Raw genomic sequence first — 16,755 nt, 5'->3', positions numbered from 1 at the left:
ATCTGCTATTTATCAACATTAATTCGGCAATCTCAAATCGTTTTCCTTAATCTTTCCGAACTTTTTAAGCATGAGGTAAATACCGTATGAGATGGCTGCCGGTACGAGGATATATGTGATCAGCATAGCCGGCAAAATGAAGCCTAGGTCATAAGAAGTCAACAGCTGCAATGGTGCTACGAAAGAACTCAATCCCATACCAGCAATCTCTTTTCCGGCTTCAATTTTAAAGACGAGTGCGGAAATTGGTCCGACAATGGCACTTGCAATCAAGGTAGGAACCAGAATATAAGGGTTTTTCGTTATGTTTGGCAGCTGGACCTTAGGTGTGCACATACCTTGTGCAAGAATGCCGCCAAGCTGGTTTTCTTTCCAAGAGATAATGGAGAAACCGATGAAATGCGCTGCGCAGCCAGCTAATGCCGCTCCCCCTGCAATGCCGCTTAAATCTAGAGCCATCGCCAATGCTACTGAAGAAGCTGGGGAGATAAGGAACAAGCCCCAAACCATCGCCAAAATAATTGATGAGAGTAATGGATTTCCAGCAGTAGACGTTTTAATCAATCCGCCGACAGTTGTTAAGATTGGTGCAATTACAGTTGATAGCCAAAGCCCAGCAAAACCAGCTATTAATATCGTTCCAAGAGGAATGACCATCATATCCAGAGGTGTTTTTCCGCTGATTCTCTTCCCTACAAAGGTAGCAATTGTTGCTGTTAGCAATGCCCCGATTGGTTCACCAGCTTTAATCAATACACCAGCTTCAGTGATTGATAGAGCACCAGCGCCCACCGCAGCAGCAATCATAGCGGAAAAGATGACGAGAGCATTGGCTCCCAGCATAAGAGCCACTCCGGCACCGACAGCTGGTGCCATCAAACTAATCGCAATTGTCCCGATTTGCACGAGAGAATCAATTTCAAAGCTTGTCCCGATATTTTTAATCAAAAGTCCTATTCCCAGTGTGACAAAAATTCCCTGTGCGATTCCAGTAGAAGCTTTGAATATTCTCGGCATTACATAATCTTTCATAATGATGCGCCTTCTTTCTTAGTAGTAGAATTATGCTTGAACAGTTGCTAAAACTTTTTCATCATAACCAATGCTGGACATGTAGTTGCGGAGTACAGCTGTTGAATTCCTGAATTTCCTTTGTTCCTCTTCAGTTAAACGAAGCTCGACGACCTCTTTGATTCCTTCTCTTGTGAGAATGGCAGGAACACCAGTGCAAAGCTCCGTTTCCCCGTATTCACCATTTAACATACATGATAGAGCAATGATCCGATGGTCATCGTTGAAAATTGATTTGGTAATGAAAGCAATTGCGTTTCCGATGCCATAGTATGTGGTGCCTTTTCTTTTCAGGATTTCAAAGCCGACTTTTTTGACATCTTCAACTATTTGATCTAAATCGATGTCCCCAAGCTGTCTTTTTTGTTCCTCTAAAATTTGCAATAGAGGCTTGCCGCCGACTGATATATGAGACCATGCCGCGAATTGGGAGTCTCCATGTTCACCCATTGTGTATCCGTAAATACTGCGCGGATCAACATCGAGTATTTCAGATAAATAGGTTTTCAGTCTTGAAGAATCAAGGGATGTACCCGTTCCGATGACACGGTTTCTCGGCAATCCTGACAGCTTCCAGACATGATAAGTGATGATGTCCACGGGATTGGATGCGATAAGGAAGATACCATTGAAGCCGCTCGCCATGATCTGCGGGATCATATCATTCATAATTTTTGCACCAATTTCCAGTGTGTCAAGCCGTGTCTGGCCGGGTTTTGGAGGCGGGCCCGCCGTGATGACTGCGATATCTGCATCGCCCAAATCTTGATAAGTGCCTGCACGGACTTTCGTTCTTGAATTGGTGAAATCAATACAATGCGACAGGTCAAGTGACTCTCCAATTGCTCTTTCTTGATTTATATCAACCATGATTAATTCGTCGCAGATTCCCTGGTTCAATATGGAGTAGGCTGCGCTAGATCCAACCAGTCCTGTTCCGATAATTGCTACTCTTCTAATATGCTGTTGCATGTTGGTCAACTCCTAGACGTTAATAGATTAGCATAATTATTTGTGAATTATTTCACAATTTAAATGAAAAAAAATAAAGAAAATCTTTTTGATTATTTTGTTTGTGATTTATTTCACATACTCATTGTACAGCGGATGTTTTCTTTATACAACTGTTGAAAACGTTGACAATATGTATAAAATGTGGCTGAAAAATGAAGGAGTTGTGTACGGAACTATTATATGTGAATAATGATTACTCGGCTTTCAACCTGATGGAAAGAAGCTGAAAAAAGATCGGAATTGGAATTACAAGAGTCGACAGGTTTAGCAGCTTCGAAGAGTTATACTAGTTGAAAGAATCTATCATAGGGGGCGTGAGATGAGGAAAAAAGCTTTTACAGTCGCAATAATAGCCGGACTAGTCATAACAGGCGTGCAACCTGCTGAATCTGCAAAACAATCGGAAATCCGCAAACAACGCCTCGATCTTAAGGAGAATTTCACTCAAAAAGAAAACCAAATCCAAAGGTTGGATAAGGCTGAGGAAAAATATCTTTCCGAACTTAAGACGCTGGATGATGAGATGTCAGAGCTGAATCAGAAAATCCTGGATCTCCAAAATAACCTGGATGCTTCGGAACAGATTGCAGATGAAATGAAAAAGGAAATCCAAAAGCTCAGTTCCAACATCGATTACAGGGAGCAATTAATCAAAAAACGGCTTCGTTCGATGCAGAATAACGATGGACTGGGAATCTATGTAGATTTGATTTTTGATTCGAACAGCGTGTCCCAGTTGTTTGATGCAGCAATCGCGGTGAGGACAATCATTAAGGCTGATAAGGATTTGCTGGCACAACACAAAGCTGATTTGGATTCACTGAAGGAACAGGAAGAAGCACTCCAGGACAATGTGATCCTGCTTGAAAAGGACCAACAGAAACTGCTTAAACTGAAATCTGACTTGGAGAAGAAGGTCGAGGAGAAGCAGCGACTGCTTGAAACTGTCCATGCCACTAAGGAGGAAAGCGAATCACAGCTGATGCATATGTACGAGATCTATGTCAACCTCGCATCCCAGGAGATTGCAATTTTAAAAGAAAAACAGAGAGTGGAGTTTAGTAGTGCTCAACCAGAAGAGGGATTCATCATGCCAGCTAGAGGAGAGCTGACTTCTGGCTACGGTCCAAGATGGGGGAGGCTGCACGCAGGCATCGATATTGCCGATGAAGCGGCCGAAACGGAAGTGGTCGCGGCGGCATCAGGAACAGTCATCCGGTCCTATTATTCCGCAACCTACGGGAACTGCGTCCTCATCACTCATAAAATTAACGGGAAGACTTTCACCACCCTATATGCCCACCTGGAAAAAAGCACAGTCAATACAGGTCAATCTATTAAAAAAGGCGAGTTGCTGGGCTATATGGGCAACACCGGCGACAGCAGGGGCAAACATCTACATTTTGAGATTCATGAAGGCCAGTGGAACTATGAAAAGTCAAACAGCGTCGATCCCCTTCAATATGTGAAAAAATAAGCCAGGTTCCCAATGGGAATCTGGCTTGCTCTTTACGTTAACGTGAATGGTATAATTAATTTACTGATTATTCTGTTAAAAAAGAGGTTTTGCTGATGTATACGATTTCTGACTTGGCGGAGCAGTTTGGAGTTACGCCCCGTACAATCCGCTATTACGAAGAGCTCGGATTGCTCACACCATCCAGGACTGAAGGCGGACGGCGGATTTACACTGCTAGTGATGTAACACGCTTGAAACTCGTATTCCGCGGGAAGCGATTTGGTTTTTCGCTTGATGAAATCAAGGAAATGGTATTGCTATTCGATGAGGATCGGACAGGTGAAAAACAGCTGAAGGTGACGATACAGTACGGGGAAGAAAAGCTCGCAGAAGTGAATGAACGGATTTGTGAACTGGTTGAGGTCAGGGAAGAAATCGAAAGGCTGTTGACTGAATTCAAAGGGAGGCTAAGTGAATGAATTTTTACAAGGAAGAACCACGGTTTCAAGCATTGCTGAAGGAATTATTGGATGAGGAATTTTTCAAGTACGCAGATGGGGAGCTGCTGGCATTCGGCGAAAAATGCGCAAACGAAATTGACCAGCGCGCCAGATTCACCGACCGCGAAGGCCAGCCAAAGTTGATTAAATTTGATGCTTATGGTGATGACATCTCTGAGGTTTGGGTGAATGATGGCTACCGGAAAACCGTCGAGGATTCTTATAATACCGGGATTGTCGGGTATGTTCATAAGAATATTCCGGAATTGGGACGCCGCGGGAATTATATCTATTCCTATGCTCAAGGTTACCTGCTGTCCCAGACCGAAGCCGGCTTTTACTGTCCAGTTACGTTAACGATGGCCACCGCTTATTTATTGGACCAGTATGCCTCACAAGAAGTAAAAGAGAAATTCCTGCCCCATGTTTTATCAACAGGAGAAACAACTCTATACGAAGGCGCCACCTTCCTGACCGAACGCCAGGGCGGATCCGACGTCGGCGCAAACGTGGTGAAGGCAGTCCAGCCGGCAGCCGGCTACAAGATTTACGGAGAAAAATACTTCGCCTCCAACGCAGGAATGTGCGGTGTCGCAATGGTTTTAGCAAGAAAAGAAGGAGCACCATCCGGCACAAAAGGCCTGACATTGTTCGCTGTCCCATGGCGCAAAGAAGACGGAAAACTGAACGGCATCAAAATCCGCAGGCTCAAAGATAAACTCGGAGTACGCGCAGTTCCATCTGCTGAAGTAGAATTTGAGGGAGCAGAAGCTTATGTAGTTGGCGATCCAACAAAAGGCTTCTATTACATGATGGAAGCATTGAACCTTTCCCGCGTCTGCAACACCGTCGCCTCCCTCGGCATCATGCGCCGAGCCTACCGCGAAGCACGAGAGTATGCCCTGAAACGTGACGCATTCGGTAAAAAACTCGCTGATTTCCCAATGATTAAAGACTCCCTGGTAAAAATGGCCGTCAAACTAGAAGTCCAAACCCGAACCGTATTCAAGTACCTGCCATTGTTCGAAAAAGTCATGCGGAATGAACCAGGAGTAACAGAAAAAGACATTGTATTGAATCGACTCTACATCGCCTTGTTGAAAAAAGAAACCGCAGAACAAGCCGTCCACTTCGCACACGAAGCCATTGAAATGCATGGTGGGAATGGGTATATCGAAGACTTTGTCACGCCTCGGTTATTGAGAGATGCGCAGGTGTTGACCGTTTGGGAAGGGACAGCTAACATTCTCGGACTTGAAGTGTTGAGGTTGATGGAGAAGTTTGGTGCAGGGGAATTGTTTTTACAGGAGATGAAGGAGCGGATTGCTGGAATGAACGGGAAGCATTTTCAGCCGGTGCGGGGTGGAATAGAACAGCTCGAAAAACTGCTGTCGTCTCTGCAGACGGCATCTCATGATCATAAAACTTTTCACTCCAAGCGGGTGGCTGAATTGATGGTGAGAATTTTTGAGAGTGTGAATGCGCTCGATTATGCTGTGAGTGGAGATGAACGGGCAGAGAAGGTGATGGAGGTTTATATAGAAGAGACTTGGAAATCAGGATATGAATTTAAGGATAAATTAAAACCAGTCGATTATTTTCATGAGATAGTGAACGAATCCATACCTCAAGAAAAATCTTTGGTAAAATAGCCATACAAATAGCGTCTCCTTATTAAGGAGGCGTTTTCTATATGTATATTGTTCTATATATAAAACAAAACGTTCTGTTTAAAATACTAAAAGTTAAGAAAACTAGAGATAAAAAGAGATAACGAACGATATTTGTGCGTTATTAAGAAAAAATGGCCGAATTTGGGGTTTTTCAAAGACAGCAGCTTAGAATATACTCACAATATAAAGTTCGTTAAAAAGAACAAAAATTGTTCGGTACAAGGGAAGTTGATAAAAGTGAAAAGAAAATTCACCAACTTCGTTCTCCAAATCATACATACATTGAGTAGTTCAAAACAAAAGGAAAACAGGGAGGGGAGAACTATTCGATACTCTAGATCGAGGAAGTTTAGAAAGCGTTATGACTTTTTCCGTAAATCTATGCAAGTACTTCTTGTATGGTACCTACTTATTTTTACCGTCATTCAACTTAATTCTTTTACTAATGCAGCATTTAATGATGTAGAGGAATTACAAGCTTCAATCCATGTGAAATGGCCGGTTGATGAATGGGATAAAAGTTCGTTAGACTTTGATGTTGCTGGACTTGAAAGAGGTGGCTCGTGTCAACCTCCGGAAGTATATGCAGAAATATATAACAATGGAGAAGATATGACCTTCTCTACATGGACATGGGAATTGTTTAAGGTTGGCACAGGGCAGGAAACAAAAACACCTATAAGTCCAGTACTGGAAAGTGGAGAAGTACCAATGATTAAGTCTGGTGAAAAAGAAAGGATTGTAACAACCAAACTTCAGGAGCTGCCAGGCGATGGTCATTATAGGTTTAAAGTAACGAAACCTGATCGACCAGGCCAGGAAGCAATTTGGAGTGAGCCAATTGAAATAGAGGGTTGTATTGCCGGGAAAGTAGAAACAGAGCAAACGGTCACAGAAGAGAAACCAACCGAATCCATTGAAAAAACTGATACCAATACAAGCCAAACTACTGAAGAAACAAAAGACCCACCTGAAGAAGGAAAAGAAAGTCCGGACTCTGAATCAGCAAATGAAGCATCCGAAGAAGAAAACACGGAATCGTCAAGTAGCAATGAAGAAGATGGAACAAATCAAGAATCATCTAGTGAAGATCAAACAGAAGAGCAGCAGCCGGCAGATTCGACTAACGGTTCTGATGAAAGTAATGGTAACTGATTATTATTCAAAATAGAAAGGAGAACACCATGAAGAGAACAACTAAAATTATTGGAAATGTTTTATATGGAATAGTGTTTGCCGCATTGCTTCTCATGATAGTAATGGTAATTTCCTCACGAGCTTCCGGTGGGGAACCACAATTGTTTGGATACCAATTTAAAACTGTTCTTTCAGGATCCATGGAACCAACTTTTAAAACTGGATCACTCATTGTAGTTAAAGAAGTTAAGGATGCCAAAATCTTAAAAGAAAACGATGTTATTACATTCAGGCAAGACGAGAAGAATGTTGTAACACATAGAATTGTAGAAGTCGTTAAGCAAGGGGATAACGTCTTCTATCGCACCAAAGGTGATAACAACGAAGAAGCAGACGTAAATCCAGTTATGACTCAAAACGTTGTCGCAAAATACTCAGGCATCACCATTCCGTTCATTGGATATTTCCTTAACTATGCTAGCACACCATTGGGAACTGGTCTACTTCTTATTATCCCAGGGCTACTCCTGCTAGGTTATGCAGCATGGACAATAAGATTAGCAATTAAAGAAATCGAAGAGAAAACTAAAGTTGCATCTGCACCAGATCAGAAACAAATAGTTTCCTAGGTTGTTACTCTTTTTAGAGTGCACATATACATACCCTTCAGGGGTGAGAAATTTTTGAGGAGGAATAATAAATGAGTATCAAAAAGAAAATGGGTATTGGGATTTTAACAGGTACATTAGGCCTATCCCTAATTGGTGGTGGAACATGGGCAGCATTCAATGATGTTGAAAACACAACTAATACTTTTGAAGCTGGAACATTGGACTTAACCACTGATAAATCTGTACTTTTCGAGCTAAGTAATTTAAAACCAGGGGATTACTTTACCAAAACATTGAAGCTTGGTAACAACGGGTCATTAGCAATTGATGACATCTTTTTGAAATCAACTGTAAGTGGTTGGGAAGATGTTAAACATTCTCACCTAAGTGATAATGGAGAGAACAACCAGGTTGATTTCCTTAAACAGTTCAAGGTAACTATCAAACGTGATAACGTATCTTTGGGAACAGTAACAGCAGACCAATTAATGTCTTACACTACAAATCCTCGTGAAATAACTGGAAGTGGAACAAATCCTGCACTCCTCTCGGGTGAGGATATGGATATTGAAATAAAAGTAGAATTTGTAAACGACCCTGCTACTTATCCAAATAGCAGACTGCATACTCAAAACAAATATCAAGGTGAGGGCGCCGAGATATCTTTAAAGTTTGAAGCAACACAAATGCCTGGCGAAGAAAGAAATAACGACGGCGAATAATTTATCATTACTGATCAAGTTCATTTTATAGGAGGAGTAGACAATGAGTTTAAAGAAAAAAATTACAATGGGTGCGCTATCAGCCACTCTTGGTCTTTCATTAGTTGCAGGAGGAACATGGGCAGCATTTAACGATGTTGAAACGGTTTCTGCTGGGATGGAAGCAGGTACATTAAAGCTGGATTTAAAAAAATATGAAAATAAACCTTTTAATTTCCAAATTTCAGATTTGAAACCTGGAGATAAAATGACAAGGAATATCAAATTAGTAAACAGCGGTACCCTTGCAATCAGAGATGTGTTGATGTCAATTGAGAGTGTCCAGTTTGCCGATTACGTACCAGCAGAGGGTGAAGCTGGTTATGAAGATGATGATACATGGGGAGATAATAACGTTGTTCAGTATTTGAACCAATTCAGAGTTACAGTTATGCAGGTAGGTGCTGAAGGTGGTTCTGGCGGATTCCCTCGTGAACTCATTCCTGCTGATAAGGATGTAAGGTTAGGAGATTTCTACTTAGCATCTGGTTCTTTAGCAGGTGATGATAGCAAACTAAATGATGGTGTTACGCAAGCTGATATTAATACTGCACTTTCTAATGTGTGGGGAGCAGTAGACCATACTTACATTGATGCAGCATCTCGTCGGATAAATGGAGCTACCATTAATCCTAATGAATGGACTGGGCTACCTGTTAATCCTAATGACGATGATGTAGTGGAAATTTCAATAGAGTTCGTCAAAGATAATACTTTAAATGATAAAGGTACCTATGTGCAAAATAAATATCAAGGCGATACTGCTACTGTAAACTTCCAGTTCGAAGCAAGACAATGGGGAGGTCAGGAAGTAACTGACAGCGATATTGGAGCTGGACTTAAAGGTGCTGACAAAGAAGGATACATTCAAACTAACGAACGTGCAAATAATGGTAACTAATCCTTATTAACATTTAATTGGAAGGCAGGGTCTACCTGCCTTTCCTTAAAAAAATGGAAAGGAAACATAATATGAGGAATTTCTTCATAACCATAATCATTACTTTCTTGTCCTTGATTTTACCTGCCACTTCTAATGCAGTATCAAACGAAAACGATACTGTTAATCAGGTTACACAAAAAGAAATAGACATTGCAACAAGTCCTCATAAAATATTTTTTAATCTCAGCAACCTCAAACCAGGAGATCGAATAACTAAAATTCTTACTGTCCATAATAATGGAAAACAGGACTTTAACTATTTGTTTTCTAATAACTTTGTTACAGGATCTGAAAAATTCTATAATGAATTACTCTTAAAAGTGAGTGATAGTAACAAGGTTCTATATGAAGGGAAGTTAAAGGACTTTCATAAGTTAGACGCCCGTGGCTTGAAAAATGGTACTCAGGAGAAATTAGTTTTTACGGTTGATATTCCTTTTGAGTTAGGAAACGATTTTCAAGGTCTGGGAGCTGAATTCCAATTTAAACTTTATGTAGAAGGTACAATGGGTGGGGTATTGCCAGTCGATGGTCCCAAACTTCCAAACACGGCTACTGGAATGTTCAACTTGATGGCGCTTGGTGCTGCATTAATAATTGGTGGTTTTATCTTGTATTCCGTATTGAATAGGAGGCGCCAGGATATTAATCCGACTTGAGACTGACCCTGACAGAAGAGTGTCATGGTCAGTTTTTATGTCCGATAAATTGAGGGTTGCCAGTTCTTATTCCTGAGTATAGGGGAAACAATGTGATATACATCGAAATTTTTTAAAAGACCAATGAGGTGAATTCCATTGACACTCCTTTTCTACTATCTAGCCATCCTGAACCTCCTCGACGGAGCCGTAACCTGGTTTGGCCTCAAGTATGCACTTATCTCCGAACTGAATCCGCTGATGCACGCAATATACGAGATTAACCCTTTAGTGTTCATATCGACAAAAGCTGCTCTCTCCATTTTCCTATTATTATTCATCTTACTTAAGAAAGTCCCTCGTTCATTTTTAATCAAAGGACTAACGGTATTCGCTTCTGTTTCTTATACGGCTGTTTTCTGCTTACATAGCTTCTGGCTAATTCAGCTTGCTTGATCAGTCAGATCACTTGTTTTAATTCTTCAAAATAACCTTCGAAATGTTCACTTCTTTTTACTATTTTCATATTCAGAATCCATTTTAACAGGCGTATAATTTTCTTATATTAATAAGAAAGAAGGCGTATCAAACATGTTTCAAACCCTGAAGCGTGAGTTGCTGGCCGGGATTACGGTTTCGGTTGTTGCGCTGCCGCTTGCGTTGGCTTTTGGGATGCAGGCGACGGGTAATTCGGATGGGGCCATTATTGGTTTGTATGGTGCCATTATTACTGGTTTTTTTGCTGCTTTGTTTGGCGGGACGAAGGGGCAGGTGACGGGTCCGACTGGTCCGATTACGATTATCTTTACTGGGATTGTGGCGACTCAGGGGCTGGAGTATGCGTTCATTGCCGCGTTTATGGGTGGGCTATTTCAGATTGTATTTGGGCTTCTGAAAGCAGGCAATTATTTAAAATTCATTCCATTACCGGTAGTTAGCGGTTTTATGAACGGGATTGCCATCATCATTATCATGGGGCAGCTGCAGTATGTAACGGGCAGCTTTTTAGTCGTGCTGTTGACGATTGTCTTTATGCTGGTTGCGATGAAGTGGATTAAGATTATCCCTCCAAGCTTGATGGCTCTGATTATAGGTACAGTGGCAGTAATTCTATTGGAAAAAGTACTGCCTGCTGTCCATTTCACACTGCCATTTATCAACGACTTTATTTTCTTTGACAGCGCGGAAAGGATTGGCGAGATTCCGAAAGGGCTGCCACAACTTCATCTGCCGATTGCAGACCTGGGTGTCATCATCCAATTGATCCCTGCAGCATTAAGCATCGCGGTGCTTGGATCAATTGACTCCCTTTTGACTTCTGTTGTCATGGATAATATGACAGGTACAAAGCACAAGAGCAATAAAGAGTTAATTGGCCAGGGGATCGGTAACACCCTCGCTGGATTATTCGGTGCAATGCCAGGTGCTGGGGCGACAGTCAGATCTGTAGTCAATTTAAGAAGTGGTGGACAGACTGCTTTATCAGCTATGGTCCATAGTGTTGCCTTACTGCTGTTCATGCTGGTATTCGGACCACTTGCAGAAGAAATTCCACTCGCAGTCCTAGCGGGGATTTTAATCATGACAGGTATTACAATGTTCGATTATGACAGCTTGAAAATCCTCAAGGATGAGCCGCGCACAGATGCAGGGGTCATGCTTGTGACGATGGTTTTAACAGTCGCAATTGATTTGATGGTTGCGGTTGGCGTCGGAATTGTCATGAGTGCGCTGATTTTCATGAAGCGGATGAGTGAGGAAGGTTTCAAGATTAATAGTAAAACGGAAAGCGGCTTAATGGTATACAGCCTGGAAGGACCGCTGTACTTTGGTGCCACAGAGCTAATAACCAAGACAATCAGTTCGGATTGCAATCCTGATATAGTTATAGATATAGAAAAAGTAACGATTGTTGATGCTTCCGGTGCACTGCTTCTGCTGCAGCTTAAGGACCAGTTGAAAGAGCGAGGACAGAACCTTTATCTTGTCGGTAACGACCTTGACCTTGGCGGAATCCTCAGAAAGATGAATATATTCCAGCAGTTTGGGGCAACAGGACACTTTGAAACCAAGGAAGAATTAATCACTTATTTAAAGTTTCATAACAAACTAGTTCACGGTGCCTGAGTAAAATCAGGCTCCGTATATTTTTTTATAATATCGTTGCCAAAATTTTCTTTAACAGGTACAATATGAAAGTATTCAAATAACCTAAGGAGGCAGTCGAAATGATTAACACAACTAATGGAACAGCAACAACAATTTCATATGTTTTACCTTCGGCCTGCCTGTATTGTGTGTAGTAGCGCTTATTTTTGTCATGTTAAAATAAATGCATAACCACGGACTGGGATGTCTGTGGTTTTTTTGTGTCTAAAAATCGAATGTATGTTCTTGGGAGTGATATAAGTGATTACAGTTGAGAATTTGAAAAAGGAATATAAATTGGTAAAGCGCGATCCTGGTCTAAAGGGAGCAATCAAGTCTCTTTTTAACAGAAAGTATGAAACGAAGCATGCGGTGAAGGGGATTAATTTTACGATTGAGCAGGGTGAGACGGTTGGTTATATCGGCGCGAATGGTGCTGGGAAGTCTACGACAATCAAGATGCTGACGGGAATCCTGACACCGACGTCTGGCAAGGTGACGGTGAACGGGCTGGTACCATATGAAAACCGGCAGAAGAACGCGGTGAACATTGGAGCGGTATTCGGGCAGCGGACGCAGCTGTTCTGGGATATCCCGGTGCGTGAATCTTATAATCTCTTGAAGCATATTTACGAGATTCCGGAGCAGGAGTATCAGGAAACGGTCGCCATGTTTACGGAGGTGTTAAACCTGGAGCCGTTGCTCGGCATTCCGGTCAGACAGCTTTCGCTTGGGCAAAAAATGCGCTGTGAACTGGCTGCTGCCTTCCTTCACAGGCCTAAGGTTGTTTACCTGGATGAGCCGACGATCGGTCTAGATATTGCCGTGAAAGTGAAAATCAGAAAGTTTATCAAAGAAATGAATCAGCGCTGGGGCACAACAGTGCTGCTGACTACACATGACATGCAGGACATCGAGGAAATTTGCGACCGGATCATCATAATTGATGGTGGTACGATTTTGTACGATGGTGGGCTTGAGCAAATTAAAAAGCAATTCGGACAGCAAAGGGTAATCCATTTTGAGCTGGCAGATAAGGAAAAGTTCGTACTGCCTGCAGCACTAATCGGTCAGGCAGCAGTTTTACCGAATGAGGAAGAAACGAAGGTCAGCCTTTCTTTTGACCATGAAAGTGTGAAAAGCTCGTTCGTCATTTCGGAAATGATGAGCATGTATGAAATTGGAGATTTGAATATTGCTGATCCTAAGATCGAGACGATTGTAGAGGAGCTCTACAACAAGCAGGAAAAGGGGGGAGAGCATGAGAAAGTATTGGCAAATAGCTAAAGGACGGATGCAGGAGAATACTGCCTATTCCGCCTGGTACTGGGCCGGGACTTTGGCTTCAGTGATGAGGCTGTTGATTATTTACTTCTTCTGGCAGGCGGTTTACGCGAACCAGACAACGATTCAAAATATCAATCTTGAAACGATGCTGACGTACATCGTGATTGCGATGCTGCTGCAGGGATTTGTTGGCGGTGTCGGCAATGAGCTTGCGGAGAATATCAAGGAGGGGCAGGTAGCGATTGAGCTGATGCGTCCTTACGATATGATTTTTAAAATGTTCGCAGTTGATGTGGGTGAGAAAGTCATGTATTTGATTCAGGGAACGATCCCGATGATATTGATTGCTTACTTCTTTATGGATTTGAGCTTTCCAAAATCCCCAGAGACGATTTTGCTATTCGTAGTGAGTGCGCTGGTGGGAATCTGGATCGGTACGTTCTTCGATTTTCTTGTCGGCGTACTCGCGTTCTGGACGGTCAATGTCTGGGGTGTCAGGGTACTGAAGGAAACGCTGATTACCTTTTTCTCAGGTGCACTTGTACCAATTACGCTTTTTCCGGATTGGCTCAGAACGATTACCGAGTTCCTGCCGTTCCAGGCGATGGTCTATCTGCCTGTATCAATTTATTCCGGCTTGATCACCGGAACGGAGGCTTACATGGCACTTGGAGTCCAGTTGTTCTGGCTCATTTCATTATATGTCTTGGTAAGGGGAATCTGGTCTCAGGCAATTAAACAGATTACGATTTTTGGAGGTTAGGAGGCGTTTCTATGCGTCGTTATACGAAATTATATTGGGAGTTTGCGAAGAGCCATATGAAGGTGATGATGGAGTATCGCATTGACTTTCTGATTGGTGTGGCCTCGGTCATGCTTGAGCAGTTTGCTTCGATCTTTTTTGTAAAAGTGGTGTTCGACCACATTGAGCAGATCAATGGCTGGTCGTTTTACGAGATTTTGTTCATCTATGGAATCGCGGCAACGGGCCGTTCGATTCACCAGATTTTCTTTGATAATTTATGGACGCTTGGCTGGCAATATATCAGGCCGGGAAAGCTCGACCGTTTGCTGATCAGGCCAGTCAATCCGTTGTTTCATGTTGTTGCGGACCGGCTGCATCAGGATGGCTTTGGCCAGCTGATTATCGGGTTGATTATCCTGGGAACAGCGATTCCACAGCTTGACCTCGTTTGGGGAGCAGCGGAAATTGCGATGCTGGTTATCATGATCATTTCATCCGGATTGATTTTCGTGGCGATTAACTTATTTTTCGCGACATTCAGCTTCTGGATGATCGACAGCCTGCCGATTGTATGGGCAGTCTTCAACTTGAGCGACTTTGCCAGATACCCGTTGACTATCTATCATAAGGGAATCCGCATGTTCCTGACATGGATTATTCCTTACGGGTTCACTGCATTCTATCCAGCGGCCTATTTTATCGACAAGTCCGGATATAAAGAATTTGCGCTCTGGACCCCGGTTGCAGCGATTGTCTGCTGCGTGCTTGCCTATGCATTTTGGAATAGAGGCTTGAAGGCTTTCGCAAGTACAGGCAGTTAAGCTAAAAGCAACCCGTAAAATACAGGGAATTATCAGAAAATACGTTCATTTTCGGATTGCTCAATAGGACTTCCGTCGGGTATGATGGAAATAAATAGGTTGATAGGGGTGGAGAAGATGTTGGAAAATAAGTCGGTCAGAGAAGTATGGCAGGAAATCGAAAGGGTCATGAAAGAAAGACCAAAGCCGATTCAAGGCATGAATGTTGTTTATCAATATGATATTACAGGTGACGACTCTGGAACATTCCAGCTCTTTCTTTCCGACGGAACAGCCCGAGTGGTCGAAGGAAATGAGGGCACTCCAGATTGCACCCTGAAGCTTTCAGATAAAAACTTCAAGAAGATGATCATGGGCAAGCTGAACGGAACAGCAGCCTTCATGACAGGGAAACTCAAAATCCAGGGCAGCATGGGACTCGCACTCAAACTCGAAGGAATCCTCAATGAATACAACCTAAGCGAAACCGCATAAAGAAATGGATCAGGCATCTAATCGCCTGGTCCATTTTTCAATCTATAAAAAATTCCTTACCATCCATAAAAAATATTTATTAAAAATCACCCGCGTGATGAGACAAAAAGTAACAAGATGTGACACATCCTGATATAATAAGGCTATCAATGTGCGAAATTTAAGGAGATTCCCTTTATGGACCAATTAAGAAAAAATACGGCTTTATTATACGAGGAAGTTAAAGCGGTTAAGTACTTTCTCACGATATTCTATCTCATTCTATTACCATATGATTTCATCTATTATTATTTAATTCCATATTTTAACAAAACAGATATTGGCCTTCCTGCTCAAGGCATGGGTTTTCTCTTTCACATTATTCTCTTTGCTATATTACCTTTAGCTATGTACCTGGTAAAAAAGGGTAATCCTGAAAAGGTAAAGTATCTTTATTTCTTTGTTTTTATGTTTGTGGACTTTATAAATAACTTCTTAATTTATTGGGGTACGGATCATGAGTTTAAAAGTGGGCATATACTAGAAATATACTTCATCCTTTTCTCTCCAATATTTGTAAGTAATAGATTCTTCTGGACTATGACACTTGGTTTCTTTGTTAAATACATGATTATGGGAGTAATCTTTCAATCACCTAAAGTACTCATTCCAATGGCCTTAATTATTTTTATTGCGATCATTGCATGGATATTGTTAACACGGTTTCAATCGTACTTAAATGCGATTAAATCTGTTTATGAAGATTTGAGGCGGAAAGAAAAACTGGCTGTCATAGGTCAGATGGCAACGGCTGTAGCACATGAAATTAAAAATCCATTATCAGCACTTAAAGGCTTTACCCAGCTTCAGCAGGAAAAGGATAAAGGGGACGATCAGTATTACCCGATAATGTTAAATGAAATTGATAGAATTAACGGTATTGTCAATGATCTTTTAATTTTAGGAAAACCTAATACAGCAATAAAGAAACCAAAAAAAATTGAAGAGATTATTCAATACGTAATATCCGTAATTGATCCACACGCCCAGAGAAAGGATATCGATATAATTCTTGATACGAAAGATTCTGCAGTCCTTTTATGTGATGAAAACCAACTAAAGCAAGTCTTTATCAATCTAATAAAAAATGCAATGGAAGCAATGCCCGAAGGTGGTACTGTTACCATTCGAACTAAAACAAAAGATAATATGGTTGAAGTCTCCGTCATCGATGAAGGGTGTGGGATTGAACCAGACAAACTGGCTAAGTTGGGAGAACCTTTCTATACAACTAAACAAAGTGGAAACGGCTTGGGGTTAATGGTTACTAAAAAAATTATTGAAGAACATGGAGGAGGTATAGTTATCGATAGTGCGCTTGGTAAAGGAACGCAGGTCACTATAAATATACCATCCTAATAAATTATGTCTATATAATGAAAATATATCCAATAAATAAACCAAAAGGACTATTTTAATAAATAGTCCTTTTGG

The 16,755-nt window shown here is 41.7% G+C and carries 17 protein-coding genes; 15 read left to right on the top strand and 2 right to left on the bottom strand.

Translation table 11 applies throughout. The features are described from left to right. Window positions 1-18 precede the first annotated feature (18 nt). Both TY49_RS17005 and TY49_RS17000 read right to left on the bottom strand, forming a co-directional pair. The gene (locus TY49_RS17005; protein WP_041967104.1) at window positions 19-1,032 is read right to left on the bottom strand and encodes a PTS sugar transporter subunit IIC; all 1,014 of its coding nucleotides are present in this window, start codon (window positions 1,030-1,032) and stop codon (window positions 19-21) included. A gap of 30 nt (window positions 1,033-1,062) precedes the next feature. Continuing rightward, window positions 1,063-2,043, bottom strand: a complete 981-nt coding sequence (locus TY49_RS17000) for an L-lactate dehydrogenase (RefSeq protein WP_041967103.1) — start codon at window positions 2,041-2,043, stop codon at window positions 1,063-1,065. A 361-nt stretch (window positions 2,044-2,404) separates the two neighbouring features. Between TY49_RS17000 and TY49_RS23975 the strand changes: the two genes are divergently transcribed. The 15 genes from TY49_RS23975 to TY49_RS16925 all read left to right on the top strand — a co-directional run bounded on the left by TY49_RS23975 (window position 2,405) and on the right by TY49_RS16925 (window position 16,680). After that, window positions 2,405-3,562, top strand: a complete 1,158-nt coding sequence (locus tag TY49_RS23975) for a murein hydrolase activator EnvC family protein (RefSeq protein ID WP_052442219.1) — start codon at window positions 2,405-2,407, stop codon at window positions 3,560-3,562. 95 nt (window positions 3,563-3,657) lie between these two features. Beyond that, entirely contained in the window at window positions 3,658-4,023 is a 366-nt protein-coding gene (locus TY49_RS16990) for a MerR family transcriptional regulator (RefSeq protein WP_041967102.1), read from the top strand. Then, complete coding sequence (locus TY49_RS16985) at window positions 4,020-5,696, top strand: acyl-CoA dehydrogenase family protein (protein ID WP_041967101.1); 1,677 nt, start codon at window positions 4,020-4,022, stop codon at window positions 5,694-5,696. The genes TY49_RS16990 and TY49_RS16985 overlap by 4 nt, the downstream gene beginning before the upstream one ends. A 258-nt stretch (window positions 5,697-5,954) precedes the next feature. Further along, window positions 5,955-6,872, top strand: a complete 918-nt coding sequence (gene tapA, locus TY49_RS16980; RefSeq protein ID WP_198135642.1) for an amyloid fiber anchoring/assembly protein TapA — start codon at window positions 5,955-5,957, stop codon at window positions 6,870-6,872. 29 nt (window positions 6,873-6,901) lie between these two features. Continuing rightward, complete coding sequence (sipW, locus tag TY49_RS16975; RefSeq protein ID WP_041967099.1) at window positions 6,902-7,483, top strand: signal peptidase I SipW; 582 nt, start codon at window positions 6,902-6,904, stop codon at window positions 7,481-7,483. Window positions 7,484-7,554: 71 nt separating this feature from the next. Beyond that, entirely contained in the window at window positions 7,555-8,187 is a 633-nt protein-coding gene (locus tag TY49_RS16970) for a TasA family protein (protein ID WP_041967098.1), read from the top strand. A gap of 43 nt (window positions 8,188-8,230) precedes the next feature. Beyond that, window positions 8,231-9,127: a TasA family protein gene (locus TY49_RS16965; protein WP_041967097.1), complete on the top strand. Its 897-nt coding sequence runs from the start codon at window positions 8,231-8,233 to the stop codon at window positions 9,125-9,127. A gap of 71 nt (window positions 9,128-9,198) precedes the next feature. Continuing rightward, a complete protein-coding gene (locus tag TY49_RS16960) occupies window positions 9,199-9,828 on the top strand; it encodes a TasA family protein (protein ID WP_041967096.1) in 630 nt (209 codons plus the stop codon). A gap of 138 nt (window positions 9,829-9,966) precedes the next feature. After that, window positions 9,967-10,263: a DUF5658 family protein gene (locus tag TY49_RS16955; RefSeq protein WP_041967095.1), complete on the top strand. Its 297-nt coding sequence runs from the start codon at window positions 9,967-9,969 to the stop codon at window positions 10,261-10,263. A 135-nt stretch (window positions 10,264-10,398) separates the two neighbouring features. Next, window positions 10,399-11,934, top strand: coding sequence for a SulP family inorganic anion transporter (locus TY49_RS16950; protein WP_052442218.1), 1,536 nt, complete (start codon window positions 10,399-10,401; stop codon window positions 11,932-11,934). A gap of 282 nt (window positions 11,935-12,216) precedes the next feature. Beyond that, complete coding sequence (locus tag TY49_RS16945) at window positions 12,217-13,242, top strand: ABC transporter ATP-binding protein (protein ID WP_041967094.1); 1,026 nt, start codon at window positions 12,217-12,219, stop codon at window positions 13,240-13,242. After that, the gene (locus tag TY49_RS16940) at window positions 13,217-14,005 is read left to right on the top strand and encodes an ABC transporter permease (RefSeq protein ID WP_041967093.1); all 789 of its coding nucleotides are present in this window, start codon (window positions 13,217-13,219) and stop codon (window positions 14,003-14,005) included. Before TY49_RS16945 ends, TY49_RS16940 begins: the two co-directional genes overlap by 26 nt. A gap of 11 nt (window positions 14,006-14,016) precedes the next feature. Then, window positions 14,017-14,808 carry an ABC transporter permease gene (locus tag TY49_RS16935; RefSeq protein ID WP_041967092.1) on the top strand — a complete coding sequence of 264 codons (792 nt, stop codon included), beginning with the start codon at window positions 14,017-14,019 and terminating at the stop codon, window positions 14,806-14,808. Between the two features lie 117 nt (window positions 14,809-14,925). Then, window positions 14,926-15,282: an SCP2 sterol-binding domain-containing protein gene (locus tag TY49_RS16930; protein ID WP_041967091.1), complete on the top strand. Its 357-nt coding sequence runs from the start codon at window positions 14,926-14,928 to the stop codon at window positions 15,280-15,282. Between the two features lie 177 nt (window positions 15,283-15,459). Beyond that, window positions 15,460-16,680, top strand: coding sequence for an ATP-binding protein (locus TY49_RS16925; protein ID WP_041967090.1), 1,221 nt, complete (start codon window positions 15,460-15,462; stop codon window positions 16,678-16,680). Window positions 16,681-16,755: the final 75 nt, after the last annotated feature.

Origin of the sequence: Mesobacillus selenatarsenatis SF-1, assembly GCF_000813125.1 — a bacterium.
In the GTDB taxonomy this organism is placed as follows: Bacteria; Bacillota; Bacilli; order Bacillales; family Cytobacillaceae; genus Mesobacillus; species Mesobacillus selenatarsenatis.
The sequence above is the reverse complement of the archived record's forward strand: the minus strand, read 5'-3'. Positions and strand labels throughout refer to the sequence as shown.